A 25926-nucleotide genomic window follows, 5' to 3' on the forward strand; every position below is an offset into this window, starting at 1 on the left:
GAACAATGGAAAAAAGACCAGAAGATACACGTGTGGTCGTCGGTATGTCCGGTGGGGTCGATTCCTCGGTGGCAGCGTTACTTTTGAAAGAACAAGGTTATGATGTGATCGGAATCTTCATGAAAAACTGGGACGATACCGATGAAAACGGCGTATGTACCGCTACGGAAGATTATGAAGACGTCATCCGAGTCTGCAACCAGCTCGGCATCCCTTATTATGCGGTGAACTTCGAAAAGCAATATTGGGATAAAGTGTTCACATACTTCCTTGAAGAATATAAAGCAGGGCGCACACCGAATCCAGACGTTATGTGCAACAAGGAAATCAAATTCAAAGCATTCCTTGAGCATGCGATGAGTCTTGGAGCGGACTATGTCGCTACTGGGCATTATGCACGAGTCGACCATCGAGATGGAGAAACGGTCATGCTTCGCGGAGTGGATGAGAACAAAGATCAAACGTATTTCTTGAATCAATTGAGCCAGGAGCAAATTTCGAAAGTCATGTTCCCGATCGGTGAATACAACAAGCCGGAAATCCGGGAAATGGCGGAACGTGCTGGACTTGCAACCGCTAAGAAAAAAGACAGTACTGGAATCTGCTTTATCGGTGAACGGAACTTCAAGGAATTCTTAAGTCAATATCTCCCTGCACAACCAGGCGAAATGCAAACTCTTTCTGGTGAAAAGAAAGGCACACATGACGGGCTGATGTACTACACAATCGGACAGCGTCATGGTCTAGGCATTGGTGGAGATGGTGATCCTTGGTTCGTCGTCGGTAAAGACCTGGATCGCAATGTTCTCTTCGTGGAACAAGGCTTCCATAATGAACTTTTATATTCCGATAAGCTGACTGCGACGAAAGTCAGTTGGATGACCGGTAAGGAAATGCCAGACGAAATCAAGTGCACTGCGAAATTCCGTTACCGTCAGCCGGATCGTAACGTAACTGTTCGTAAACGTGATGACGGATTGTATGACGTCGTATTCGATGAACCACAACGAGCGATCACTCCTGGACAAGCAGTCGTCTTTTATGATGGAGATGTCTGCCTCGGTGGAGGAACCATCGATAAAGTGTATAAGAAAGAAGAAGCGATTTCGTATTTGTAGTCGATGAAATGCATGACAACAGTGGACCTTTTCAAATTGAACGTTTGACGAGGTCCATTTTCTTTTAATGAGGAGATTGTTGATTTCTTCGAATATCAACAATAGAGCTTATAAGAGGAACTCTAACGTTCTACAATTAAGGTTAACTAAAATGGAGGAGGCGGAGAGATCATGGCAGAAGATCACAATCAACTAGGCATACAACTGATGAAAGAAGGGAAATACGAGGATGCGGCGAAGGCTTTTCATAAAGCGCTCGAGGAAAAGCCGGATGATCCGATTGCTTATGTAAACTTTGGGAATCTCCTGGAACTCGTTGGGGAGTATGAAAAAGCGATGGGCTTTTTCGATAAGGCGATTGAATTGGATGAAAATCTGGCAGCGGCCTACTACGGGGCAGGTGTCGTCTTTTACAAATTGGAACAATTCGATGATGCAGTGGACCTGTTCATTGATGCGATCAAAAAAGGACTAGCAGATGGGGACAGCCATTTCATGCTTGGGATGAGCTTTGTGCAATTAGGAGATGACAAACGTGCACTCCCGCATTTCCAGAAGGCGACCGAAGAGAACAGTCAGGATGTTGACGCATGGTTCCAATACGGCATGGCACTTGGAAAGCTGCAAATGTTCGAACAGGCAGTTGATGCACTCGAGCGTACGATCAAACTGGATGAGTCTCATTCAGATGCCTATTACAACCTAGGAGTTGCTTATCTGTATCGTGAACAAGTCGATCAGGCAGAGGAAATGTTCAAAAAAGCGGTCGAGCACCAAGAAGACCATATCCTGGCACACAACGGTCTGAAAATGGTAAAGGAATTACGAGAGTCCACTGAAAACAATGATTGATTAGCGGGGCGAGTATATGGAGTTACAAGGTCAGTTTAATTTGGGAACGGAGGAGAAGCGATTCGTAAAAGGATCGATCCTCCATGTAATCTACAAAAACTCAGAAACCTACTACACCGTATTGAAAATAGAAACCAAAGATACGAATTTGGCAGAAATGGAGAAAGAATTGATCGTCGTCGGCACGTTTCCTGTTTTACTAGAGGATGAGACGTATATCTTTTGGGGCGATGTGAAAGATCACCCGAAATACGGAAAGCAATTCGTAGTGGAGTTCTACCGGAAAGATTTGCCTCGCACGGAAGACGGGATGGTTTTGTATCTTTCAAGTGATCTGTTTAGTGGCATCGGGAAAAAGACTGCTGAAAAAGTCATCAAATCGCTTGGTGAAGATGCATTTACAAGGATCATTGAAGACCCGAAAGTGTTGAATGACGTCCCTGACCTCAATGAGGAGAAGGCGAAGACCATTTACGAGACGCTGATGGAGCATCAAGGGCTTGAACAACTGCTGAGTACCCTTCACAGATACGGAATCGGACCATCCATCGCGATGAAAATTTATCAGACGTACCAAGGAGAGGCCATTTCCATCATCCAGTCCAACCCGTATCAATTAATCTATGATATTGATGGCGTCGGATTCAAACGAGCGGATGAAATCGGGCAGGCACTTGGAATAGAGGAAGCTTCCTCAGAACGGATTCAAGCCGGTCTCCTTTATTGTCTGAAAGAACTATCAAACCAACATGGACATACATATATTCCGGTAGAAGACCTCATACAAGAGTCGAAAAGTCTACTGTTCACAAAACCGGTCCTTGAGGAAGAGGTTGATTTTTACACGGAAATCGTTCAATTACATGGTGATGGAAAGGTGTATATCGAGGATGAAAATGCATACCTTCCTTCACTCTATTTTTCAGAATTCGGATTCATCAAAACGATTGAACGGGTCTTGAAGCAGGGTGATTATGATCGCATTGAGCAATCGGACTTCTACACCGCGCTTGGTTCTTTAGAAGAACAGTATGGGATGGAGTATGCCGAAGCTCAAAAGGACGCGATTCTAAGAGCGATCACATCTTCAATGATGATCTTGACAGGTGGACCGGGTACCGGAAAAACAACGGTCATCAAAGGAATCATTGAAGTGTATGCTGAGATCCATGGGGTGTCCCTCGATCCTAAAGACTATGAGGACGGGGAATTCCCGTTCCTACTTGTTGCGCCTACAGGTCGGGCAGCCAAGCGGATGAGCGAGTCGACAGGTATCCCCGCGGTTACGATCCACCGTTTACTCGGTTGGAAAGGTGGAAGCGGGTTTGAATACGATGAAGATAATCCAATCAAGGGCAGATTATTGATCATTGATGAAATGTCGATGGTTGATCTTCGATTGGCTTACCGGTTGTTCGACGCTTTGCCAGAGGATATCCAGATTGTCATGGTCGGTGATGAGGACCAGCTCCCTTCCGTAGGTCCCGGACAAGTGTTGAAAGATTTGATTGCCTCAAATGTCATTCCGACGGTAAAACTCGATCAAATCTATCGACAGGCTCAAGGCTCAACCATCGTTCAACTCGCGCATGAGATGAAAGAAGGCAGGCTACCTTCTGATCTTCAATCGCCACAGCCCGACAGACGATTTTTCCCTTGTTCACAAGAGCAGGCGTCTCAGGCAGTTTTGCAAGTTTGTAAAAGTGCCCTCGCGAAAGGTTTTACAGCTCGAGATGTACAGGTGCTCGCACCGATGTACCGTGGTAAGGCTGGGATCGATGAGTTGAACCGTGAGCTTCAGCTCATGTTCAATCCACCATCTGATCAAAAGCGTGAGATTGATTATTTTGATACGAAATACCGGGTCGGCGATAAGGTGCTTCAACTCGTCAATGTGCCTGAAGAGCAAATCTTCAACGGAGATATCGGTGAAATCGTATCAATCATCTATGCGAAAGAAACGAAAGACAAAGAAGAACAGATCGTCATATCATTTGATGGAATCGAAGTTACCTTCAAAAAGACGGACTTGAATCAGATCACCCATGCATACTGCTGCTCTATTCATAAATCGCAAGGGAGCGAATTTCCCATCGTCGTCTTACCGATTGTGAGAGGCTATTATCGTATGCTAAGGCGGAATCTCATCTATACTGCGGTAACGAGGAGTAAGGAATATTTAATCATTTGTGGAGAGATGGATGCGTTTGAAAGAGCGGTCCAACAAAATGACGCCGGTTCAAGAAATTCGTTGCTGGATGAGAAGTTGAAGAAACGGATCAACAGCACCCAGACAAGTGAAAACGTATAGATAGCAGTGAAACGGGACATCCTATTCCTACCATTTCAAAAAATCAGCCAACAAGGTTGATGTTTCAAGAGGAGGAACAAGAAATGAGATGTCCCAACTGCCAATGCAAAGACTTAGGCAAAATAGGGGTAGAGCAATTCTATTGTTGGGGTTGTTTTATTGAACTGACGATCGTGGATGGCAAACTTGCTCTGAATCAAGTAGAGGAAGATGGGAGTTTGACTTCACTCGATGATTTGTTTGAGGATGACGATTTAAGCATATCTATGTAAGAGGGGGCTGTGAATGAACCGTACGATTATGACAATCGCTACAACATGTGCCGGAGCCTATCTTGTCAAAACGCTTTATGATAACGGAACCTTTTCGTCACGGAAGATGAAAAAACTTCGTAAACGAATTGCAAAAGCAATCTACTAATGGACTGACACTCTGAGGAGGTCAGTTCATTTTAATTCATACAGAAGATTCACCGGTTCTTGAATAGGGTCACTATTTAAGTGCAACTTAAGAATGACTGAAAATATGGAATGAGATCCGGTGGAGATTATGAAAAAACTGTTTACAATTGAAGCACTTGTTCGACTCGGAATGGTTCTCCTCCTGCTATTGTCCATCTTCGTATTTATGAAAATAGGACCTTTCTGGCATCCGATCCTTGATGTGATCCAGACGATTTTCGTTCCTTTTTTTGTTGCCATTTTCATCACATATTTGTTGCATCCGATTGTGGAGTGGTTGCACCGTAAGGGCTTGCCACGTTCCATCGCCATTCTCATCATCTATCTTACTTTCTTCGGAGGCACCGGGTTTCTTATTTTTAAGAGCATCCCTTATTTGATTGAGCAATTGAAAGGGCTGAGCGAACAACTACCTGTCCTCTCGGATACGTACAAAATATGGGTTCGGGAATTTTACGAACGGACAGACAATCTCCCTGAAGTCGTCCATAAAGAATTTGAGGAAACACTTCATGCAACTGAACGGTACCTTGATGGCATGATTGAAGGTGTCATAGAAACCATCAAAGTGTTCTGGAGTAACATTTTCGCATGGATCGTCATTCCGTTTCTTGTGTTCTACATGTTGAAGGACATCGACGTCATTTATAAGATGATCGGTAACATCACTCCGAAAAAATGGCGTGAACCGGGTAAGCGACTTGCAAGAGACGTCGATCAGTCACTCGGTAACTACATCCGCGGACAATTGACGGTAGCAGTTGCGCTCTCCCTTATCGCCATCCTTGCTTTTTGGCTAGCAGGGGTACCTTATCCCGTCATTCTTGGACTCATTATCGGGGTGACAGACTTCATTCCTTATTTCGGACCGATTATCGGAGCGATTCCTGTTGCGTTGATTGCGGCTACCATCTCGGTTAACAAATTGTTGATCGTCCTGGGTATCCTGATCGTGCTGCAATTCATTGAAGGCAATATTCTCGGTCCGCTGATTGTCGGTAAAACGTTGCATATTCACCCGATCATGATCATATTTGCACTTCTTGTTGGTGGTGAAATCGGTGGAGTTGTTGGATTATTGTTAGCCGTTCCGATATTTGCGGTAGGGAAGGTCATCTTTTTGCATACCCGGAAACATTTCAGGAATGTTGACAATGAATAATGGGTAAGTCTATAATTATCCACAGTTAGGAAATTAACCATAAACATGTAAAGTGATGATGGAACGAGTAAGTCAAAGCCCATCTTGTAGAGAGGAACCCCCTCCGGCTGTAAGGGGTTCTAGATGAAGATTGACCGAACGCTGATCCGGAATGCAGGCAAAACCTGCCGGCGCACACCGTTAATGTGTCGAGGTGATGGATACATAATACGTATTCGTAACCAGGGTGGTACCGCGTGATAACTCTCGTCCCTGTTTTTATACAGGACGGGAGTTTTTTGATTTTTACAGCTATGTGATTAAGTTAGACTCTAAGGAGGGTACAAAAATGAAAACATTAACATCCGCTCAAGTAAGACAAATGTTTCTCGATTTCTTCAAAGAAAAAGGACATAAGGTAGAACCGAGTGCATCACTCGTTCCACATGAAGATCCGTCTTTGCTATGGATCAATAGTGGAGTTGCAACATTGAAAAAGTACTTCGACGGTCGTGTCGTTCCTGAAAACCCTCGTATCGTCAACGCTCAAAAATCCATCCGTACGAATGATATTGAAAATGTCGGTAAGACAGCTCGTCACCATACGTTCTTCGAAATGCTCGGGAACTTCTCAATCGGTGATTACTTCAAGAAGGAATCGATCCACTGGGCATGGGAATTCCTCACAAGTGAGGATTGGCTTGGAATCGACCCTGAAAAATTAGCGGTCACCATCCACCCTGAAGACGATGAAGCTCACGACATCTGGCACAACGAAATCGGGCTTCCGAAAGAAAAGATCATCCGACTAGAAGAAAACTTCTGGGATATCGGTGAAGGTCCGAGTGGACCGAACACGGAGATTTTCTTTGACCGAGGTGAGCAATACGGAAACGACCCGAATGATCCTGAGCTTTTCCCTGGTGGAGAAAATGAACGTCACCTGGAAATCTGGAATCTCGTCTTCTCACAATTCAATCATAATCCAGACGGTAGCTACACACCGCTTCCGAAAAAGAACATTGATACAGGTATGGGGCTAGAGCGTGTGATTTGTGCGCTTCAAGATGCACCGACGAACTATGAAACAGACCTGTTCATGCCGATGATAGAGGCGACCGAAAAAATTTCAGGTGTTGAATATGGCAAGAGTAAAGAAATCGACACAGCTTTCAAAGTCATTGCTGACCATATCCGTACAGTGACATTCGCAGTCGCAGACGGAGCATTACCGTCAAACGAAGGGCGTGGATATGTACTTCGTCGTCTGGTCCGTCGAGCAATCCGATTCTCAAAACAGCTGGATATCAGCAAGCCATTCATGTATGAACTCGTTCCAGTCGTAGCAGACGTCATGAAAGAATTCTATCCGAATGTCCTTGAAAACACGGACTTCATCCAAAAGGTCGTCAAGAACGAGGAAGAACGTTTCCACGAGACGATCAACGAAGGTCTTGCGATTTTATCAGAAATGATCAAGAAAGCGAAAGAAAATGGTCAAACGGAGCTTTCTGGGTCCGATGCATTCAAACTGTATGACACTTATGGATTCCCGTTCGAGTTGACGGAAGAATACCTTGAAGAAGAGAATATGACGGTCAACCGTGAACAATTCCAGGTTGAGATGGAAGCGCAACGAGACAGAGCTCGTGCTGCTCGCCAGGATACAGGCTCTATGCAAGTGCAGACAAGTGTGTTGAGCGATATCAACGAAAAGAGCGAATTCATCGGCTACGATCGATTATCTGGCTCTTCGAAAGTGAGCGTCATCGTGAAGGGGACAGAAACGGTTCAGGAAGTGAATGCGGGCGAAGAAGTACTCGTAATCCTTGATGAAACACCGTTTTATGCAGAAAGTGGAGGTCAAATTGCGGATAAAGGTACTTTAAGCAACGACCAAGTCTTCGCAGTCGTTAAAGATGTACAAAAGGCACCGAATGGTCAGAACCTCCATACGGTCCTTGTAGAAAAAGGTACGCTTCGCGTTGGTGAGCAACTTGAGACTGTCGTCAATGAGACAAGCCGTTCAGGAATCATCAAGAACCATACGGCAACCCATTTGCTTCATCAGGCTTTGAAGGATGTTTTAGGAAAGCACGTCAATCAGGCTGGATCACTCGTGACACAAGATCGTCTTCGATTTGACTTTTCTCACTTCAATCAGGTGACTTCTGAAGAGATCGAGGAAATCGAATCCATTGTGAACGAGAAAATCTGGAGCTCCATTTCGGTTGATAAAATGGTTAAACCGATTGAAGAAGCAAAAGCAATGGGAGCGATGGCTTTATTCGGTGAGAAGTACGGAAGCGAAGTCCGCGTCGTTCAAGTCGGCGATTACAGCCTCGAGCTTTGCGGTGGATGTCACGTTCGCAACACAGCAGAAATCGGACTGTTCAAGATCGTTTCTGAATCCGGAATCGGTGCAGGAACCCGAAGAATTGAAGCCGTGACGAGTGAAGGTGCGTATCGCCACCTTTCCGGCCAAGTCCAAGTGTTGAAGAACACAGCTGATATTCTGAAGTCGAACTTGAACGATGTGCCGACAAGAGTAGAAGGCTTACAAACGCAGATTCGTGACTTGCAACGTGAAAATGAATCACTGAAAAGCAAGCTCGCAAACATTGAAGCAGGTTCCTTATTGGACGATGTCGTCGAAGTGAACGGCGTGAAGGTCCTAGCGCAGAAAGTCTCTGCAAGTGACATGAACAACCTACGCTCCATTGTTGACGATTTGAAAAATAAAGTTGGAAATGGAATAGTTGTGTTAGGTTCCGTTCAAAATGAAAAAGTGAATATCGTTGCAGGAGTTACCGATGATTTAACGAAAGAAGGGTATCATGCAGGGAAAATCGTGAAGGAAGTCGCTACCCGTTGTGGCGGAGGCGGCGGAGGCCGTCCTGACATGGCTCAAGCAGGTGGTAAAGAACCTGCAAAACTTGACGAAGCATTAAATTATGTTTACGAATTCGTCAAATCCATTTCCTAAACCTGTATGCGTAAGGTACAATGAAATTAGAGTTATGGGGGCTTCCAAATTCATACGCTAAAGAGAGGTGTCAAGATGAGCTCATTTGACAAAACGGTAAAGTTCAACTTTCAAGATGATTCAATGGATACCAATGTCAAGCATGTGTTGTTGTCGGTTTATGATTCCTTACAAGAAAAAGGATACAATCCGATTAATCAGATCGTCGGTTACCTCCTTTCTGGTGACCCGGCTTATATTCCTCGTCACAACGATGCAAGAAGCAAAATTCGGAAACTTGAACGTGATGAATTGATTGAGGAGCTAGTGAAATCCTACTTAGTCCAGCACCAGGAAAGTGAGAGATAAATCAAGAACATGCGAAAATTAGGTTTGGACCTCGGTACGAAAACGATCGGAATTGCATTGAGCGATGCCCTCGGTTGGACCGCACAGGGCATCGAAACGTACCGTCGTAAGGGAGATATTGACCAGGACTTGGCTTATATCCGTGAATTGGTCGAAAAGAACGATGTAGACAAAATCGTCGTCGGTCTCCCGAAAAATATGAATGGCACGATTGGTCCCAGTGGAGAAATGTGTCAAGAATTTGCACAGCTCATCGAGGATACATTAAACGTATCTACGGTTCTGTGGGATGAACGTTTGACGACGGCTGCTGCAGAACGGATGCTTATCGAAGCAGATGTCAGTCGAAAGAAACGTAAAGGCGTCATTGATAAAATGGCAGCGGTACTTATTTTACAAAGCTACTTAGACAGCCCAGCTGCAAACTAAAAAAGAAGGTGTATTCAAATGGCAGAAGAAGAAAAAGAGCGGATCATCATCCCGGATGAGAATGGAGAGGAACATTTATTTGAAGTCCTTTTCACATTCGATGTGGATGAAACGGAAAAATCATATATGGTATTGGTTCCAGTAGAAAGTTCTGAAGAAGACGAAGAAGATGTAGAAGTCTTCGCTTTCCGTTATGAAGACAAAGGCGAGAAAGACGACGATATTGAGCTGTTCCCAATCGAAACGGACGCTGAATGGGATATGGTCGAAGAAATGCTGAACACATTCCAGGATTCAGAAGAGCTCTAAAACATTCACAAAGAAGGACTGACGATTTCCTCGTCAGTCTTTTTCTATGCCGTTGTTTAGTCAATGACTTTAGAATAAAATTGCTGGAAGATACCTTGTAATTACTAGAATCTACCACTTTTGATTCGACAGCGAATAAAAAAATTGGCGGATTTTAGCTGAATTTTTCTGAAGTTATAGTATAATAGGAAAGATGAGAGAGAGGGGGATGATTGGTGCTTCAGCCAAATCTTGATCAAGAAACGATAATGCGCCGTAATCAGGAAGCAAAAGTCGTAAGACGTGTCGTCATCATCGTACTTACGCTGTTGATCCTATCGATTGCAGGTGTTGGTATAGGTGGATATCTATACATTAAAGGAGCACTGGAGCCTGTAAATGCGTCCAGCAACAAACCGGTGAATGTCGAAATACCAATCGGGACGTCTACAAGTGAAATAGCCAATAAATTAGAAGAAAAAGGCGTTATCAAAAGTGCACTCGTATTCAAGTATTATGTAAAATATAAAAATGACAACGACTTCCAAGCTGGAAACTATGAACTCACGAAATCAATGGATATGAAAGGAATCATCAATTCATTGAAGGATGGGAAAGTATATAAAGAAGCGGAAATGACGGTCCGTGTGGCAGAAGGTCTTCGTATGCCGGAAGTCGCAGCCAAAATCGCGGAACAATCGGATTACACAGAGGAAGAAATCCTTGAGAAAATGCAAGATAAAGAGTATATCCAATCATTGATTGATAAGTATCCGCTACTTGACGAAAAGATACTCGATGACAAGGTTCTGTGGCCTTTAGAAGGCTATTTATTCCCTGCAACATACGAGTTCTACAAGAAAGATCCATCTTTGGAGTCGATTATTGAATCCATGATCCAGAAGATGTCTTCTGTGGTTGAACAATACCAGGCAAGCATCGAAGATACTGGATATACGACTCATGAAATCTTGACGCTCGCTTCCATTATTGAAGAAGAAGCTCGGAAGAAAGAAGACCGATTCAAAGTATCAGGCGTATTCTATAATCGTCTGAAAAAACCAATGCCATTACAATCGGATGTAACGGTCACTTACGCACAGCAGCAATCGAAAATCATCGTAACCTATAAAGATACTGAAACAGCGTCTCCATACAATACGTATACCGAACCAGGATTACCGATCGGACCGATTGCTTCACCAGGTGAATCGGCTATCAATGCAGCCGCGAATCCAGAAGCTAATCCGTACTATTACTTCTTTGCCCGTCCGAACGGAGAAGTATTGTATGCGAAAACGTTAGATGAGCATAATAAGATCAAAGAGAAGTACATCCAGGAATGGCGAGATTTAGCAAATAAAGACAAAGATGAATCCTGATGATCAGAGGGAATGAAGGAAGTTCGCATTCCCTCTTTTCTTATGTTAAAATAGACCGGGTTAAAAGGAGGCTTCCGTATGATTTCGGATGAAATGAAGCAGTACTTGGAAGAATTAATACCAGAACGTCCGCAGGAAATTGTGGAAATGGAGCAACAGGCGGAAGTAGAAAATGTTCCGATCATGGATTTGATTGGTATGGAAGCCTTGTTACAAATCATACGATTGCACAAGCCGAAGAGGATATTGGAAATCGGAACTGCAATCGGTTATTCTGGCATCCGGATGATACAAGCTTCACCTGAAAGCCGCCTTGTCACGGTTGAACGGGATCCTGAACGATATGGACAAGCGATTCAAAACATCTCAAAGGTTGGTATGGGTCATGCCATTGAAGTACTTGAAGGAGATGCTCTGGAGTTGATCAATGAGATTCAACATTCAGGTCCGTATGATCTGATTTTCATCGATGCTGCGAAAGGGCAATATCAACGATTCTTTCAAGAATTTGAAAACATGCTCGTACCAGAAGGCATCATCGTCAGTGATAATGTTTTATTCAGAGGATTCGTCGCGAAGGAAAACGAGGAAATCGAGTCCCGAAGGTTCCGAAAGCTTACAGAGAAAATCAGGAATTACAACGAATTTTTATATGAACAAAAGCATTTCGTAACGACGATATTGCCAGTTGGTGATGGAATGGCCATTAGTATCCTGAAGCAAAAAGAAAAGGAATAAAGGGGAAAGAACATGGGTAGAAAACCAGTAGTTATTGGTGTAGCCGGAGGCTCTGGCTCTGGAAAGACGACAGTTGCAAAGGAAATTTTCAGGCAGTTCGCTGATCAATCCATCCTGATCCTTGAACAGGATGCCTATTATAAGGATCAGACTGAAAAATCAATGGAAGAGAGACTGCAAACGAATTATGACCACCCGTTGGCGTTCGATAACGATTTGTTGATCGATCATATCGACAAACTTCGCAACTCAAAAGGCATTGAAAAACCAGTCTATGACTATACAGCACATACAAGAAGTGATAAAATAATTCCAATTGAGCCAAAAGATGTTATTATATTAGAAGGAATTCTTATCCTTGAGGACGAACGTTTACGTGACCTGATGGATATCAAGCTTTTTGTTGATACTGATGCAGATGTGCGGATCATCCGTCGATTATTGCGTGATATCAACGAGAGGGGACGTACCATCGATTCCGTGATTGAACAATATACATCTGTTGTTCGTCCGATGCATAATCAATTCATTGAACCGACGAAACGTTATGCAGATATTATTATTCCTGAAGGCGGTCAGAATCGAGTAGCAATTGATTTGATGGTTACGAAGATCCGAACCATTTTGGAAACGAATGAAATATTGAACCCATAAAAAATGGAGGTGGAACGTTCACCTCTGTTTTCAATATCATCATTTGATGTATAATAAATGAAATGAAGAATGGTTACGCTTACAGTTTTTATTAATACGTGATGCAACATCATGCATATACTAGTCGGTAACGAGAAGGTTTTTGGAGGAGTGAGTAAGATGGCAGAAGAAAAGAAACACTATATGACCGAAGAGGGTAAAGAGAAGTTAGAGAACGAATTGGAGTACCTGAAGACCGAGAAACGTAAGGAAGTCGTGGAGCGCATTAAAGTGGCAAGAGGTTTCGGTGACCTTTCGGAGAACTCTGAATACGATGCTGCAAAAGACGAGCAAGCATTCGTAGAAGCACGAATTGGACAGCTTGAAAAAATGATCCGAAATGCCGAAATCATCGAAGAGCAAGACCAAAATCCACACGTCGTTTCCATCGGTAAATCCGTCAAATTCGTCGAACTTCCAGATGGAGAAGAAGAATCCTACACGATTGTAGGTAGTGCGGAAGCTGATCCGTTTGAAGGCAAAATCTCAAACGATTCTCCGATGGCAAGAAGCCTCCTCGGACGTACAGTCGGTGACGAAGTATCCGTACAAACGCCAGGCGGAGAAATGAACGTCCGTATTACCGAAGTCGGTTAATCTAATATCAGATACCAAACCAGTTTTATCTCATCGATAAAGCTGGTTTTTTAATTGGATTAAACGAGCTCAAGGAAATGTATGGATGAACGGAGAAGTCTAGTATTAGAATGCATAAAAGTCTGGAGGAATTCGTATATGATGACTCATGAAACCAAATTACATTATGAGTTGATTCAAACTCACGACAGTAAACCGACGATTGTTTTTGAATCGGGCTATGGTTGGTCTACTGAAAATTGGAAGCCTATCATTGATGATGTTGCGCGGTTCGCAAATCTTTTTTTATATGACCGAGCAGGGGTTGGGAAAAGCGATAAGGGAACACTTCCGAAGGATAGCGAACAAATCGTCAAGAATCTCCATAGGCTTTTGTGGGAAAAAGATGTGAAACCTCCTTACATATTCGTAGGACATTCATATGGTGGAATTAACGCACGTCTATTTGCTCATACATTTCCAAGAGATGTTGTTGGAATTGTTCTACTCGATGCTTGTCATGAGGACCAGAATAAAAGGATGGTCCCCCTGTTCGATGAAAAAATCCGTGAAACCTATTTAGCCCAGTTTACGGTTGAAGGAACATTTGAAGAGTTCGAAAATAGCTTGGAACAAGTAAGAGACAAATCACTTGGCAATCTTCCACTAGCTGTAGTGACAGGTTGTACTCAGCCTTACCATACCGCTCAATCTATGGAAGTGTGGATGGATCTGCAACACGAACTCTCGGAGCTATCATCCAATAGTGTACATTACAAACTTGAAGATACCGGTCACGCTGTCCATATGGATAACCCTGAAAGAACTGTTGAGGTAATAAGAGAAATGGTTGAAAAAAGTGGGAATATAAATGAATGACAAGAGATTTCTTCAGTCAATCATAGGCATTCTTTCAGTAGCATTAATTGTGCTGTCTATTCTTTTTTATACTAATCATAAACAGAATGAAGAACAATTAATTAAGCAGGATATGACGTTATGGATCGTTTATACACAAGAATTGATTGAAGGCTTGAGGGAAGAGGATCAATATCAAGTCGAAATGGTTCTTTCTCACCTCCAAGCTTATCCCCCTGAACAAACAGCTTCAATGCAAGATACGGGGTATTTACTAATTGAAGATTATAGAATGGTGATCAGAGAATACCTGATAGGCGAGAGGAAGGCTGACACCTTGATTGAACGATTAGAGGAAATCTTTCCTATCTTTGTTGATATTATGGAGAACCCTCGATTACTTACCGCTGATAAACTTAATGAAATCAATGATATTCTAAAAAACAAACGATAAAGCGTCCGATAGTTTTAAATTCTGCTTTTCGGGTGAGAATGATGGGTGAGGTGGCCATCATGAAAGCTCCGAAAAGACTCTATCATACCGCAATCCTATTCTTTTTACTTTTATTCGTATTGATTGGAAGACTTGCGCATATCCAACTGATCGATCCGCTCTCTTTTTCGGAAAATCAGGTTAATCTGGTTGAAGAAAGTGTCAAGCAGCGGACGCATTCCGTAGCCCTGGATGACGGGAGAGGGAAGATCCATGACCGTAACGGTGAGGTGTTAGTGGAAATCCACCAACCGTCTATCATCCTTTTTCCTTTTTTAGCGGAACATGAAGAAAAACTATCGCAAGTCGCACAAGAGTTGAACTTTACAACCGATGCACTGAAACGAAGCCTCCTTGAACAGTCAGAACCTCTTGTTTTAATAGAGGATGTGTCTGCTGAGAAGGTAGATCGCATCAATGAATTGAAAATACCAGGAGCTTATGGACAGCTGCTCTCCAATGAAACGGATACTGATTTTGCCTATCACTTTATCGGTGCAATCCGAGAGAATCCAAGGCAAGTGGAAAGTCGATATTCTGATCGACTGGAAAAAGGGTTGATCAATCGGACGACCAAAGTCGGAATTAATGGTATTCAATATGCATTCGATCCTTTTCTCCTTTCAGAAGGGGAATCGAAGCTTATTTATCATGTACAACAATCCGGAAAACCGTTGTTTGGTCTCGATGTGAAGTACTCCGCACCAGCTAACCCTTTTTACCCGGTTGCGTTGCAAACGACCTTAGATCGTAATGCCCAAACGATTTTGGAAAATGCAGTCGACTCATCAGGACTAAAAAATGGTGGAGCTGTTTTGCTTGATGTCCAGTCGAGTGATGTACTCGCCATGGTTAGTAGACCTTTACCACCTGAGAAAAATCCGACAAAAGAGGGAACAGGAAACCAGATGGTGCTTCCGCATATACCAGGCTCCGTCTTTAAAATCGTTACGGCAGCAGCTGCTATTGAACAGGACCATCTGAATCCCACACGTACATTCAATTGCAGTCAGAACACATACAATGACGGAGAAGAGTCGAGGGATCTAGGCTGGCTTACTTTTGAAGAAAGCTTCTACCAGAGCTGCAACCATACATTTGCTACACTGCTGAATGAAATGATGGAAAAGAACCCGGACATTGTAGATGAAATCGGAGCAATGTTAGGCTTGAGTGGACGAAACGGTTGGGAAGAAGACGTTTTCCACCTACAAGGCTTCAAGCACTTCCCGAATGAACGTCAAAATACGTTCTGGGCCAATGATACGGATAAAAAAGTGTCTAGAGCGGTGTCACAGACTGCGATAGGACAACTGAACGTCCGGCTTTCCCCGCTGTCTGTAGCGAATTTGATGGCGACCGTTGCAAGAGGGGGACAAGCGAAACGGGTACGAGCTGCACATTCCGTACAGTACAAGAACGGAAACACGTTAGTGGAATTCGAAAATGAGGGCATGACGAATGAACCTCTATCCCGGTATACGGTACAGAAGCTTCAACAGTTATTAGAGGGTGTCGTTCTTGATCCTAAAGGAACAGGGCATTATTCTTTTCATAGCCTTCCATGGACCGTTGCGGGCAAATCCGGAACTGCACAAAAAGGTAAGGTAGGTATATACAACAAGTGGTTCGCTGGCTATTTTCCTGCCGATGATCCAAAGTATGCGCTGGTTGTTGTTGACTTGGAAGCTTCAGAGACGGCTCGGTCAACGAACGTAGCGTTTGCCGAAATCGTAGAACAGCTCTTTCAGCTGCAACAACAACCAGACAATCTGAATGTTGATTAAGACTTCGATTGGACAATCTTCACTTCATGATTGGGTAGAAGCTGATTTTGTAGGTATTGTTCTTTATAAGGAGCCAGTATGAACTCAAAAAGTCGTTGTTCTGTTACGTCTTGGACTTCAAGTGTTGAACCACCGTGGAGACAAACATGCAGCGTTTTCGAATCTTTTTGATACCCGATCGTATGAAACGTTTTCAGATTCCATTCCTTTGATTCAAATGTCGTAAATTGCATCTTGTACCCCTCCTTCATAGTAATATTGGTGATAGGGACTCTAAAATCCTCTAAGACGACAAAACTAGTTTAAATATTACAAATATTCTCAATATTCATTATACCTCTTTTTAAAGGACGGTACAAAAAATAACCCTTCTTCGAATCTATGTAGAGTGATAGAATAATATGTAAGAATGGAGGGGGAATCATGAAAGATCGTTACTCATTCAGTTCGAGATATGAACGAACGAAAAAATCGAAAAAACAGAATGTCATCCTGAATGTCTTGATTGGTGTCGTATTTGTTGGAATTCTAGCAGTAGGAGCTTCCATCTTACTAGGAGATGATGAACCTGCTTCTAAAGAACAGTCCAATGAAGAAAAATCGGCTTCCATGTCTGATGATAATAAAAAGGATGATTCCGATAAGCAAGATTCGTCTTCAGATCAACAAGAAGAAAATAAAGACGATGAGTCTTCTGATGAAAATAATGAAGATAGTGAAAGTGTAGACATGTCAGAAGAGGAAAAGAAAGAAGACTCGGAATCAGAGTCTAATGGAGAGTACAAATCCCATACAGATGAAACCGCAGGTCCGGATGGAAGCTGGGAACCGGTCGGAACGAAGCAAGAAGAGCACCAAAACAGCTTTGACACAGGATCCCTGGATTGGGAAGAAAAACAACGTGCGCTCCAGTATGCTACAGGATTATCACCGGATGAAATTGAGTATTGGTGGATTGGAAATGGTGGATCTTCCACTACTGTAAAAGGCGTCGTCAGTAAAGCGGAAAATGGAGATGAACCCTTTGTCGTCATGCTAGAATGGGTCGACGGACAAGGTTGGAAACCGACATCCGTTGAACGTGTTCCAGGTGCGGCTGATGAATACAGATAGTAAGTAAAAACTGTCCCCAAAAGCTCTTGTAGACTTTTGAGGGCAGTTTTTTAATTGCAACGTTTTAATAGATTTCGATTTCACCACTTGAGACGGATAGATCGATCTGGTGTTCTCCGGACCCGTAAGTACCTGCGATCTTCCTGCTACCTGTCGATTGGCTCTTCAGCGGGAACTTACAATGAATATCTCCGCTGCTCACTTCACCTTTTAAAGTAAAATCAGCATCTTCAGGTAAGTCGATATCAGCTGAACCTGAACTTACATCGACGCGGATATCACCAACCAACTCATCCATTTGGATGTCCAGATCTCCTGAAGATAGGTCAGCCTTCAACGGACCTATATAATGTTCTACTCTTACCCCGCCAGAGCTTAAATCGAATGTCCCTGATTCAGTTTTCATGTTGCGGATCTCTACATCGCCTGAAGATCCATCATGAACGAATTCTTTCGCATGCACATTTTCTACGGTTATGTCACCTGAACCAATATCAATGGAAAGTGAAGATAAGGAAAGAGGTTCCTCTTTAGACGGTCCATTCAACACGAGATTCCCTGATCCATTTTCAATTTCAAGCGCTTGATCATAATCTCTCGGCATATGGATCGTCAGCTCAGATCGTTCAAACGTGAACCAATTAAACCAACCTTTCTCTACTTCGACGATGACTACATCACCTTTTCGATCAACCTTGAGTTCACCTTTCCCATTGAGTTCAGCGGTCAATTCACCGCGATCGTCTGGTACGATTTTGGTTTTCATACTGGAAACATCGATCTCGAGACGATCGACATCATCCATATCAGCCGATTGCACTTTTTCCCCGCTAGGATTGAACCATGTTGTTACATTGGTCTGCATCATAATAAAATAGCCACCGATTAATATCAATAAGATTGCAAACAACGTTTTCATAACATACCCCCTGTTTTTCCTTCAATGATTGTTTCCATCTTAATCCAATTGTAACATCGGCACAATGAACTCACGGATTATATTTATCTAAGACTTCAGGCTTAGTTGAAAAATGGTAAAAAAAGGGCTCTTCAATAGGGTGTATGTCCTATCTATTGGAATCAGAAAGGTTTTAAAGAGATTGTGTCGAAAAAGAGTGTAAATTAGAGCCTATTGGAAAAAAGGAGATGAATCGAACGTGGAGGTCATAGTGGATTCGAATGAGATGTCAGATCTACTGAATGGTTGGTATATCCTGATTCGAGATGGTGATGTTGAACGAGCTGCTAGACTAAAAGACGAGGTAGATCACAAAATCAACCGAATGGAGGAAAATCAAAATCTACTCCTTTATTATTCATTGTTAACGTTCCGGTATAATTTGATGAACGTCCAAGCCTACCAGGATGTGAACAGTTTGTTGCAGCAAATTGATCAGGATAAAGGTACGACGGATGATATGTTGGAGTACTACTATCAATTCTTCAAAGGCATCTATCTTTACAAACAAAAGAAGTACGATGAAGCCATCACCCATTATCATTTAGCTGAAAAGAAGCTCAGCTCCATACCTGACCCCATTGAATCCGCGGAATTCCATTATAAGTTGGCTTCGGTTTATTCCCAACACATGAACATATTGAACTCCATTCAACATGCATTCAAAGCGATTGAGATCTTCATGAAAGATCACCATTACCTCCTTCGTACGGCTGATTGCAATAATCTCTTAGGTGCAAATCACATTCTGCTCGGTAATTTTAAACGTGCAGAAGATTATTTAAGAACAGCGATTCAATACGCTCAACAAGGTGAATGTCGAGAAACAGAAGCCATCTCTCTGCACAACCTAGGGTGGATGTACTCTAAAATGGGAGATTCCAGACAAGCCATCACACATCTAGAAGAAAGTCTGAGTTGGATGGTTGAACAGGAGCAATATACTAACCAAGTCAAAACGATGTACATAATGGCGAAAGAATACTTCTCGATGAAGGAAGACCTACAAGCGATGTATTGGGTGGATCGTTGTTATGAAATGTGTGAACGGAATCAAGACCTTGAATATACGGGGAAATTGAACATATTGAAAGCGAAGCATACGCTCAATCTAGCGTCTTATATGACGGTATTGAAAAATGAAATTTCACTCTTTTACGACAGGAAATATTGGTCGAATGTGGAGGATTACTGTCATGAGCTGGCGAATTATTATGAGGAACAAAAAAACATCGAAGAAGCTATGAACTACTACAAGCTTGTCATCTATGCGAAAAATAAATTGATCTAGGGAGGATTTTAGATGAAGAAAGCAGTAGGCATTTGTTTGTTCGTAACAACGATTGTATTCCTGCCATTATCCCTTGGGCATCATGAAGCGCATGACGGAATCATAAAGGATTCCCCATCCCATATGGCTCATGACGGCATCATCAAAGACTCTCCACCAAATTTTGCGCATGATGGCATCATTAAGGATTCTATAGGAGCATAAGAAAAAGAAGCGCTGCGATCAGCGCTTCTTTGTTTATTTTCCATTATAACGATAGTGGACGACTGCAGTATACAGACGATGGCCACTAGAAGGATCCAATGTCACTTGATGGGAAACGTGATGAACCCGGAGCAGAAGAGCTTTGTTTTGCTCAATCTTCTCCTGGATGATCGCTTCTAACTTAGACATTTCATTCGCCTCGTAAAATTCCACTTTGTCTTCGATGAAATCTAAATGTAATTCCAACGCTTTCCACACTCCTCATACGACAATCAATTCTAACTGTTTCGTTTGAAAGGAAGCCAGTTAGCCTCTCCGAACCATTTTACCATGACTGGTACGAATAAAGGTAGAAGGACAAGAGCGTAAAGGAATAATCCTGTCAATACGACCGTTGCGATTTGTAAAAGCGAAAGCACGCCGGAAGGATACATGGCAGCGAACGTTCCTCCGAGGATGACCGCTGCTGATAAGATTACGGTCCCCATATTTTTCATAGATAAGATCATGGCTTCTCTTACCGAAATTTCCTTGTATTCATTGAAGCGATCCATCAGGAAGATGCTGTAATCGACCCCTAGAGCGACAAGGATTACGAAACCGAAAAACGGCACGGTCCAGTTGATGCCTGGGTAGCCGAGGAGGTTGACGAAAATCGCTTCGGTCATCCCCATGGAAGTGAAATACGTCAATATCAATGAAGCTACCAGATAAAGTGGCATGATGATCGATCTCAACAGAATGATCAAGATGATAGAGATTCCAATCAACATGAAGAGTACCGTTCGACTGTAATCGGAATTTGATATCCCTTCCAAGTCATTGTTGATACTCGTTACTCCGCCAATTCCGTAGTCTAGTCCTTCTAGCTGAGTACCTGCCGTTGAACGTTCAATCGCAGATTCGATTTCATTGATTTTGTCCATAGAGTCCGTTGAATAAGGATTCTCAGCAAAAATGACATCCAGGGTCGTTACTTGACGGTTCTCAGACATATACGCATCCAATGCAGATTGGAAATCGTCACTGTCATAGGCTTCATCCGGTATATACCAGCCTGTCGTGGATCTGTTCCCGGTGTTGCTTAAGGATGTTAAATAGTTTTGAGCATCATAAAGTCCATTTGAAATGTCATTCAAGCCGTCCACACTTTGGTCTAGACCATCCGTCAAATCAGACATCTGTTGATCCATTGAACCGAAGCCATCCAATAATTGCTGTTGACCAGAGGCTAGGGAGCCTAGACCATTCGATAAAGCTGGTACATTTTGAATCACTTGATTCTGGCCATTGGCAGCATCATTCAGACCCGATTCAAGCGCCAAAAGTCCTTTTGACACTTCATTCAACCCTGTAGTTACGTTTTCTTGTGCAGCAATGATTTTGTTAAAGTTGCTGTTTGCGATTTGTAATCCTTCAGCTACATCGTGCAAGTTCTTGTTTAAGGCTTCTGTTCCAGCAACGAGTTGGTTCGTGGACGCGATTGAACCTTCCGTAACTTTAAGAATCCTTTGATAGGTTTCATCATTTTTAAGGTCATCTCCGTGCTTTTCACCAAGTTCTTTCAAGTCAGACTGGAGAGACGATAGCGTACTGGAAAGGGTACGCAAGTTTTCCGTAATCCCAGCGTACTGATCATATAAGTCTGATACGCCTTTAGCCGTTTCTTCATACCCACCGAGCAGACTATTTTGGTTTTGAATCAATTCTTTGATACCCGCTTGCGCCTGGTCTATTCCACTTTTAAGTTCAGAGGCACCTGCTGATCCACTCCGGATGCCATTCTCGATTTTTGTCAGTGAGGCACTGAGATCGTTGACGCCTGATTTTAACTCTTGTGTTCCTGAAAGGAGCTCATTGATTCCGCTCGTCGCGTCTTTCAGCTCTGGCTCGGATTTTTTCAATTCAGAGGAAGCTTCTTTCAGACCATCCTCAATCTGATTCAATCCGTCCTTTCCTTCACCTAAACCGTCATTGAGTTGTTCAGCTTGTTTGGCAACGAAAAATTCTTCTACCTGGTCACCCTGCGGTTGAGTAGCACTTCGCACCGTTTCAATTCCTTCGATCTCTTTAATCGAGCGTGTAATTTCTTCGATGATGGGAAGAACCTCTTTGGAATCCATTCTGTCATCGTCCCGTAGGACGACTTTTGTAGGCAGTGACTCGCCTGGACCGAAGCTGTCAGAAATGACATTGAAAGCTTTGACGGAATCATATTCATCCCCGATTTCATTCAAAGAATTGAAGGAGAGTTTTCCATCGTAAGTCACAAGAAACGGTAATGTAATTAGTCCGGCAATCAAAAGGGCCATGAATGGTCTCGCGAAAGTGAAACGTCCTGCCCAACCCCAGAGACGACTTTGTTTATGTTCGAGACTACCTTTAGAAGGCCAGAACAATTTAGGGCCAAGGACTTTCAGGAAGAAAGGTACAATGGTTAGCAATGCGATCATCAATACTCCGACACCGACAGCTACTGCTGCAGCTGATTGATAAAGCTTGAATGTGGAGAACCCGATTGCACTGAAACCGATCATTACAGCAAGTGCACTGAAGATGACGGTTCTCCCAGCGTTACGATAGGTAGCGATGATGGCCGCATCCACATGTTCGTGATGGGACAATTCTTCTTTAAAGCGGCTGAGTAATAGGATACAGTAATCCGTTCCAATCCCGAATAGGATTGCTACTAAGAAAATTTGTGTGAAATTCGATAACGGAAAATCCAATCGATCCACGAGAAAGCCGACGATGGATTGTGATACTAAGTAGGTTAATCCGACTGTTAGTAACGGAATGAGCGGAGCCACAACCGACCGGAAGACGAGAATGAGAACGACAAGGATAAACACAACGGTTATGCCCTCGGTTTTCTTAAGTCCCTCTTGTGAACTGGAGATTAAGTCCTCATCAATCATCCAACTTGTCGTGTAATAATAATCCACCTCGACTGAATCGAGTGCTTCATATAATGCATCGCGCGTTTCAGCTGCCGTTCGATCTTTGAAATGGACGTCCACACCTGCAAGGATGGTGTTTCCATCATCTGAAACGAGCTGGTCTTTTAGTTCAGGCGTTTCAAAATGGGTAGTGATCTCTGTAATGCCTAGTTGATCTTTGTCTTGTTCAAGTGATTGTAACGCTTGCTCTGCTTCGGATATGTCATCCGTTGTTAGTCCCTCTGGATTATGAAAGACGAGCGCTATCCTTGAGCCGTTTTCATCTTCACCTGATGCTTCATCTAAAATTTCATCTGCTTTCGTTGAAGTGTAGCCGTCCGGAACTTGAATTTGACCTTTATCTCTGACCAGAGTCTCCATATTCGGAGCGGTCATCAATAGAGCGACGATTGAAGCGATCCAGACACCGATGATGAGCCATCTTGCTTTGATGATGTGTTTCACTGGTCTACCTCCTTGCATTGAATCAATTCATCAAGAAACCCATCCAGCTTTTCGTACGTCTGGATAAATTGGAGAATCTCTTCCTTCTCAAACTTCTGGATGAAGGAGCCGACCAATTGATGTACTTTCTCTTCTGAAAGCTTGAATAATTCTTCTCCTTTTTCAGAAAGGGAGAGATAGACAATCCGACGATCTTCATGATCTCGTTCACGGTCGACCAATTCTCTCGTTACCAATCGATTGATGATTGCTGTAATTGAGCTTTTTTTAACATGAAAGACGTCAGCAAGTTCTGTTGATGTACATTTTCCCCTCGAGTGGATGTAACGCAATATAAAGTGTTGATCACTCGTCAGTTCCTCACTGATTTCTTCTTTTATGAGCATTTCAGCTTTTTTTGTCACCGAAAACGAAACATTTTCATATCTTTGAATAATTTCTTGAAGTCGAGCAAAATCCATGGATAAGTCCTCCTGAACTATTTAATTAGACAATCTAACTATTAACGAGTCTAACTATAATGGATGGAAAAGTTCTTTGTCAAGAGGCTTTATTTCATTGCTATCTGTCCAGTTGTGTGGTATCTTGTAGCCATATTAAAGTTAATTCATAGTATATTGATAGGAATAATATAGAATGAAAAATAGGAGAGTGGAGAAAGTGGGAAGAGAGTTTATCGATCTCTTTGACAAATGGGCCGATTCTTATGATGATACGGTATCGAGTTCGAGTGAAGACAACGAATATCATGAAGTCTTTACGGGATATCAGGAAATCTTGGACCGCGTCGCGATTGAATCGAAGGGGACGGTGCTTGAATTCGGGGTAGGTACGGGGAACTTGTCCGATGCATTGATGAAGAAGAACTTGAATGTAATCGGTGTAGAACCATCACCTGGAATGAGGCAGAAAACGAACGAAAGATTTCCTGATATGAAGCTATTGGATGGAGATTTCTTGTCGTTTCCTGAACTGGATGAAAAAGTCGATACGATTGTGAGTACGTATGCCTTCCATCATTTGACGGACGAAGAAAAGGAGAAAGCTATCCATAATTATGGAAAGCTCCTTGGGAACAATGGTAGAATTGTATTTGCGGACACCGTATATGAACATGAAGAGGCGAAGAAAGAGATCCATTCCCGTGTGAAAAAGCAAGGGTACAAGAATCTTCTGCATGATCTTCAAACAGAGTATTATACGACAATCGGTGTACTATCCGACATGTTCAACGCACACGGATTCGAAGTCGATTTCGAACGGATGAACCGCTATGTGTGGTTGATGGTCGCCGTCAAAAAAGATACGTAAAGGAATGTAGATATGAAAATTGCAATTATCGGAGCAATGGACGAAGAAGTCATCCTCATGCAGGAATTGATTGAAGACTGCGAAACAAAAACGATTGCAGGCTGCACATTTTATACAGGTACCATATATGACCAAGAAGTCATCTTGTTGAAATCCGGCATTGGAAAAGTAAATGCTGCGATTGCAACGACGTTGTTGAACCAGCTTTACAAACCGGATTATGTTATCAATACGGGGTCTGCTGGAGGATTCAATCCAGAATTGAATGTCGGGGATGTTGTCATCTCATCTGAAATCCGTCACCATGACGTTGATGTGACAGCTTTCGGATACGAGTACGGGCAAGTGCCTGCACTGCCAGCATTTTATATGCCTCATCCACTATTGGTTGAGATTGCAGAAGCAAGTGCGAAGGATGTGACGGATAAGCAGATCGTCAAAGGATTGATTGCATCCGGAGATTCATTCATGAATGATGCTGTCCGGGTAAAAGATGTCCGTGGGAAGTTTCCTGAGCTGTATGCTGCGGAAATGGAAGCAGCAGCAATTGCTCAAGTATGTCACCAATTCGATGTTCCGTTTGTGGTCATCCGGTCGCTATCGGACATCGCTGGAAAAGATGCACCAATGTCATTTGATCAATTTTTGAAAGTGGCGGCTAAAAACTCCGCCGATCTAATATTAAAAATGGTAAAGGAGCTGAAGAAACATGGCTAAAAAAATGAATGTAGAAAGTTTCAATCTCGATCATACGAAGGTACGTGCACCATATGTGCGCCTTGTAGGTGTAACGAAAGGACAGCACGGAGACGAAATCGCGAAGTATGATATCCGATTCAAGCAACCGAACAAAGAACACATGGATATGGCTGGTCTTCACTCTATCGAGCATCTAATGGCTGAAAATATCCGTAATCACCACGATCGTATCATTGATATTGGTCCTATGGGTTGTCAAACTGGCTTTTACCTTGCAGTCCTCAATCAAACAGACCATGATGAAATCCATGATGTGATTGAGAAGACATTGAATGACGTATTGGAAGCAGATGAAGTTCCTGCGTGTAACGAAGTCCAATGCGGTTGGGCTGCGAACCATAGCTTAGAAGGTGCAAAAGAAATTGCACGCGATATGCTAGCAAAACGCAGCGAATGGAAAGAAGTTTTCGGAGAAGAATAAGCTT

The 25926-nt window shown here is 42.9% G+C and carries 28 protein-coding genes; 23 read left to right on the top strand and 5 right to left on the bottom strand.

The window, feature by feature from the left end; genetic code table 11:
- Positions 1-5: 5 nt before the first annotated feature.
- From mnmA to ACXQIQ_RS19025, 17 genes are all read left to right on the top strand, one after another.
- On the top strand, positions 6-1118 hold the full coding sequence (gene mnmA / locus ACXQIQ_RS18945) for a tRNA 2-thiouridine(34) synthase MnmA (RefSeq protein WP_439300835.1): 1113 nt from the start codon (positions 6-8) through the stop codon (positions 1116-1118).
- Positions 1119-1289: 171 nt separating this feature from the next.
- Positions 1290-1970 (top strand): tetratricopeptide repeat protein, encoded by a 681-nt coding sequence (locus ACXQIQ_RS18950; protein WP_439300834.1) that lies wholly within the window; start codon positions 1290-1292, stop codon positions 1968-1970.
- A gap of 16 nt (positions 1971-1986) precedes the next feature.
- Positions 1987-4281, top strand: coding sequence for an SF1B family DNA helicase RecD2 (gene recD2 / locus ACXQIQ_RS18955; protein WP_439300833.1), 2295 nt, complete (start codon positions 1987-1989; stop codon positions 4279-4281).
- Between the two features lie 83 nt (positions 4282-4364).
- Positions 4365-4553, top strand: a complete 189-nt coding sequence (locus ACXQIQ_RS18960; RefSeq protein WP_439300832.1) for a hypothetical protein — start codon at positions 4365-4367, stop codon at positions 4551-4553.
- 13 nt (positions 4554-4566) lie between these two features.
- Positions 4567-4701: a YrzQ family protein gene (locus ACXQIQ_RS18965; RefSeq protein ID WP_439300831.1), complete on the top strand. Its 135-nt coding sequence runs from the start codon at positions 4567-4569 to the stop codon at positions 4699-4701.
- A 129-nt stretch (positions 4702-4830) separates the two neighbouring features.
- A complete protein-coding gene (locus ACXQIQ_RS18970) occupies positions 4831-5904 on the top strand; it encodes an AI-2E family transporter (protein WP_439300830.1) in 1074 nt (357 codons plus the stop codon).
- Between the two features lie 328 nt (positions 5905-6232).
- Entirely contained in the window at positions 6233-8869 is a 2637-nt protein-coding gene (alaS, locus tag ACXQIQ_RS18975) for an alanine--tRNA ligase (protein ID WP_439300829.1), read from the top strand.
- A 75-nt stretch (positions 8870-8944) separates the two neighbouring features.
- Positions 8945-9217 (top strand): IreB family regulatory phosphoprotein, encoded by a 273-nt coding sequence (locus ACXQIQ_RS18980; RefSeq protein WP_226546590.1) that lies wholly within the window; start codon positions 8945-8947, stop codon positions 9215-9217.
- 9 nt (positions 9218-9226) lie between these two features.
- Positions 9227-9646 carry a Holliday junction resolvase RuvX gene (gene ruvX, locus ACXQIQ_RS18985; RefSeq protein WP_439300828.1) on the top strand — a complete coding sequence of 140 codons (420 nt, stop codon included), beginning with the start codon at positions 9227-9229 and terminating at the stop codon, positions 9644-9646.
- Between the two features lie 18 nt (positions 9647-9664).
- On the top strand, positions 9665-9955 hold the full coding sequence (locus ACXQIQ_RS18990; RefSeq protein WP_226546588.1) for a DUF1292 domain-containing protein: 291 nt from the start codon (positions 9665-9667) through the stop codon (positions 9953-9955).
- Between the two features lie 215 nt (positions 9956-10170).
- Positions 10171-11316 (top strand): endolytic transglycosylase MltG, encoded by a 1146-nt coding sequence (gene mltG / locus ACXQIQ_RS18995; RefSeq protein ID WP_439300827.1) that lies wholly within the window; start codon positions 10171-10173, stop codon positions 11314-11316.
- A 78-nt stretch (positions 11317-11394) separates the two neighbouring features.
- Positions 11395-12054, top strand: coding sequence for an O-methyltransferase (locus ACXQIQ_RS19000; protein ID WP_439300826.1), 660 nt, complete (start codon positions 11395-11397; stop codon positions 12052-12054).
- 12 nt (positions 12055-12066) lie between these two features.
- Positions 12067-12708 carry a uridine kinase gene (gene udk / locus ACXQIQ_RS19005; protein WP_226546585.1) on the top strand — a complete coding sequence of 214 codons (642 nt, stop codon included), beginning with the start codon at positions 12067-12069 and terminating at the stop codon, positions 12706-12708.
- Between the two features lie 159 nt (positions 12709-12867).
- Complete coding sequence (gene greA, locus ACXQIQ_RS19010) at positions 12868-13344, top strand: transcription elongation factor GreA (RefSeq protein ID WP_439300825.1); 477 nt, start codon at positions 12868-12870, stop codon at positions 13342-13344.
- Between the two features lie 138 nt (positions 13345-13482).
- Positions 13483-14202 (top strand): alpha/beta fold hydrolase, encoded by a 720-nt coding sequence (locus ACXQIQ_RS19015; protein ID WP_439300824.1) that lies wholly within the window; start codon positions 13483-13485, stop codon positions 14200-14202.
- Positions 14195-14635: a hypothetical protein gene (locus tag ACXQIQ_RS19020; protein ID WP_439300823.1), complete on the top strand. Its 441-nt coding sequence runs from the start codon at positions 14195-14197 to the stop codon at positions 14633-14635. The genes ACXQIQ_RS19015 and ACXQIQ_RS19020 overlap by 8 nt, the downstream gene beginning before the upstream one ends.
- Before the next feature lie 59 nt (positions 14636-14694).
- On the top strand, positions 14695-16461 hold the full coding sequence (locus tag ACXQIQ_RS19025) for a peptidoglycan D,D-transpeptidase FtsI family protein (RefSeq protein ID WP_439300822.1): 1767 nt from the start codon (positions 14695-14697) through the stop codon (positions 16459-16461).
- Here ACXQIQ_RS19025 and ACXQIQ_RS19030 read toward each other — a convergent pair.
- Positions 16458-16694 carry a KTSC domain-containing protein gene (locus tag ACXQIQ_RS19030; protein WP_439300821.1) on the bottom strand — a complete coding sequence of 79 codons (237 nt, stop codon included), beginning with the start codon at positions 16692-16694 and terminating at the stop codon, positions 16458-16460. The two genes, ACXQIQ_RS19025 and ACXQIQ_RS19030, sit on opposite strands and share 4 nt — an antisense overlap.
- A 190-nt stretch (positions 16695-16884) precedes the next feature.
- Between ACXQIQ_RS19030 and ACXQIQ_RS19035 the strand changes: the two genes are divergently transcribed.
- The gene (locus tag ACXQIQ_RS19035; RefSeq protein WP_439300820.1) at positions 16885-17574 is read left to right on the top strand and encodes a YrrS family protein; all 690 of its coding nucleotides are present in this window, start codon (positions 16885-16887) and stop codon (positions 17572-17574) included.
- Positions 17575-17638: 64 nt separating this feature from the next.
- Here ACXQIQ_RS19035 and liaG read toward each other — a convergent pair whose 3' ends face one another.
- Positions 17639-18493 carry a LiaG family protein gene (liaG, locus tag ACXQIQ_RS19040; protein WP_439300819.1) on the bottom strand — a complete coding sequence of 285 codons (855 nt, stop codon included), beginning with the start codon at positions 18491-18493 and terminating at the stop codon, positions 17639-17641.
- Between the two features lie 238 nt (positions 18494-18731).
- Here liaG and ACXQIQ_RS19045 point away from each other — a divergent pair, with 238 nt between their 5' ends.
- Positions 18732-19823 carry a response regulator aspartate phosphatase gene (locus tag ACXQIQ_RS19045; protein WP_439300818.1) on the top strand — a complete coding sequence of 364 codons (1092 nt, stop codon included), beginning with the start codon at positions 18732-18734 and terminating at the stop codon, positions 19821-19823.
- Between the two features lie 12 nt (positions 19824-19835).
- Complete coding sequence (locus ACXQIQ_RS19050; protein WP_439300817.1) at positions 19836-20027, top strand: hypothetical protein; 192 nt, start codon at positions 19836-19838, stop codon at positions 20025-20027.
- A 33-nt stretch (positions 20028-20060) separates the two neighbouring features.
- Here ACXQIQ_RS19050 and ACXQIQ_RS19055 read toward each other — a convergent pair whose 3' ends face one another.
- The 3 genes from ACXQIQ_RS19055 to ACXQIQ_RS19065 are packed head-to-tail and all read right to left on the bottom strand — an operon-like array spanning position 20061 to position 23892.
- A complete protein-coding gene (locus tag ACXQIQ_RS19055; RefSeq protein WP_439300816.1) occupies positions 20061-20273 on the bottom strand; it encodes a DUF2536 family protein in 213 nt (70 codons plus the stop codon).
- Positions 20274-20305: 32 nt separating this feature from the next.
- Entirely contained in the window at positions 20306-23431 is a 3126-nt protein-coding gene (locus ACXQIQ_RS19060; protein ID WP_439300815.1) for an MMPL family transporter, read from the bottom strand.
- Complete coding sequence (locus ACXQIQ_RS19065; protein ID WP_439300814.1) at positions 23428-23892, bottom strand: MarR family transcriptional regulator; 465 nt, start codon at positions 23890-23892, stop codon at positions 23428-23430. Before ACXQIQ_RS19065 ends, ACXQIQ_RS19060 begins: the two co-directional genes overlap by 4 nt.
- A gap of 199 nt (positions 23893-24091) precedes the next feature.
- On the opposite strand from ACXQIQ_RS19065, the gene ACXQIQ_RS19070 reads away from it, so the two are divergent.
- Genes ACXQIQ_RS19070 through ACXQIQ_RS19080 form a run of 3 tightly spaced genes read left to right on the top strand, consistent with a single transcriptional unit; the run spans position 24092 to position 25922 of the window.
- Entirely contained in the window at positions 24092-24742 is a 651-nt protein-coding gene (locus ACXQIQ_RS19070; protein ID WP_439300813.1) for a class I SAM-dependent DNA methyltransferase, read from the top strand.
- 12 nt (positions 24743-24754) lie between these two features.
- On the top strand, positions 24755-25459 hold the full coding sequence (gene mtnN, locus ACXQIQ_RS19075) for a 5'-methylthioadenosine/S-adenosylhomocysteine nucleosidase (protein ID WP_439300812.1): 705 nt from the start codon (positions 24755-24757) through the stop codon (positions 25457-25459).
- Entirely contained in the window at positions 25452-25922 is a 471-nt protein-coding gene (locus ACXQIQ_RS19080; protein ID WP_439300811.1) for an S-ribosylhomocysteine lyase, read from the top strand. The genes mtnN and ACXQIQ_RS19080 overlap by 8 nt, the downstream gene beginning before the upstream one ends.
- The last annotated feature ends 4 nt before the right edge of the window (positions 25923-25926 follow it).

The organism is Pseudalkalibacillus sp. Hm43 (assembly GCF_054170705.1).

Excerpts from the sequence above, each read along its gene's own strand:
- mnmA (WP_439300835.1), top strand. The coding sequence starts at position 6 with ATGGAAAAAAGACCAGAAGATACACGTGTGGTCGTCGGTATGTCCGGT.
- ACXQIQ_RS18950 (WP_439300834.1), top strand. The coding sequence starts at position 1,290 with ATGGCAGAAGATCACAATCAACTAGGCATACAACTGATGAAAGAAGGG.
- recD2 (WP_439300833.1), top strand. The coding sequence starts at position 1,987 with ATGGAGTTACAAGGTCAGTTTAATTTGGGAACGGAGGAGAAGCGATTC.
- ACXQIQ_RS18960 (WP_439300832.1), top strand. The coding sequence starts at position 4,365 with ATGAGATGTCCCAACTGCCAATGCAAAGACTTAGGCAAAATAGGGGTA.
- ACXQIQ_RS18965 (WP_439300831.1), top strand. The coding sequence starts at position 4,567 with ATGAACCGTACGATTATGACAATCGCTACAACATGTGCCGGAGCCTAT.
- ACXQIQ_RS18970 (WP_439300830.1), top strand. The coding sequence starts at position 4,831 with ATGAAAAAACTGTTTACAATTGAAGCACTTGTTCGACTCGGAATGGTT.
- alaS (WP_439300829.1), top strand. The coding sequence starts at position 6,233 with ATGAAAACATTAACATCCGCTCAAGTAAGACAAATGTTTCTCGATTTC.
- ACXQIQ_RS18980 (WP_226546590.1), top strand. The coding sequence starts at position 8,945 with ATGAGCTCATTTGACAAAACGGTAAAGTTCAACTTTCAAGATGATTCA.
- ruvX (WP_439300828.1), top strand. The coding sequence starts at position 9,227 with ATGCGAAAATTAGGTTTGGACCTCGGTACGAAAACGATCGGAATTGCA.
- ACXQIQ_RS18990 (WP_226546588.1), top strand. The coding sequence starts at position 9,665 with ATGGCAGAAGAAGAAAAAGAGCGGATCATCATCCCGGATGAGAATGGA.
- ACXQIQ_RS19000 (WP_439300826.1), top strand. The coding sequence starts at position 11,395 with ATGATTTCGGATGAAATGAAGCAGTACTTGGAAGAATTAATACCAGAA.
- udk (WP_226546585.1), top strand. The coding sequence starts at position 12,067 with ATGGGTAGAAAACCAGTAGTTATTGGTGTAGCCGGAGGCTCTGGCTCT.
- greA (WP_439300825.1), top strand. The coding sequence starts at position 12,868 with ATGGCAGAAGAAAAGAAACACTATATGACCGAAGAGGGTAAAGAGAAG.
- ACXQIQ_RS19015 (WP_439300824.1), top strand. The coding sequence starts at position 13,483 with ATGATGACTCATGAAACCAAATTACATTATGAGTTGATTCAAACTCAC.
- ACXQIQ_RS19020 (WP_439300823.1), top strand. The coding sequence starts at position 14,195 with ATGAATGACAAGAGATTTCTTCAGTCAATCATAGGCATTCTTTCAGTA.
- ACXQIQ_RS19025 (WP_439300822.1), top strand. The coding sequence starts at position 14,695 with ATGAAAGCTCCGAAAAGACTCTATCATACCGCAATCCTATTCTTTTTA.
- ACXQIQ_RS19030 (WP_439300821.1), bottom strand. The coding sequence starts at position 16,694 with ATGCAATTTACGACATTTGAATCAAAGGAATGGAATCTGAAAACGTTT.
- ACXQIQ_RS19035 (WP_439300820.1), top strand. The coding sequence starts at position 16,885 with ATGAAAGATCGTTACTCATTCAGTTCGAGATATGAACGAACGAAAAAA.
- liaG (WP_439300819.1), bottom strand. The coding sequence starts at position 18,493 with ATGAAAACGTTGTTTGCAATCTTATTGATATTAATCGGTGGCTATTTT.
- ACXQIQ_RS19050 (WP_439300817.1), top strand. The coding sequence starts at position 19,836 with ATGAAGAAAGCAGTAGGCATTTGTTTGTTCGTAACAACGATTGTATTC.
- ACXQIQ_RS19065 (WP_439300814.1), bottom strand. The coding sequence starts at position 23,892 with ATGGATTTTGCTCGACTTCAAGAAATTATTCAAAGATATGAAAATGTT.
- mtnN (WP_439300812.1), top strand. The coding sequence starts at position 24,755 with ATGAAAATTGCAATTATCGGAGCAATGGACGAAGAAGTCATCCTCATG.
- ACXQIQ_RS19080 (WP_439300811.1), top strand. The coding sequence starts at position 25,452 with ATGGCTAAAAAAATGAATGTAGAAAGTTTCAATCTCGATCATACGAAG.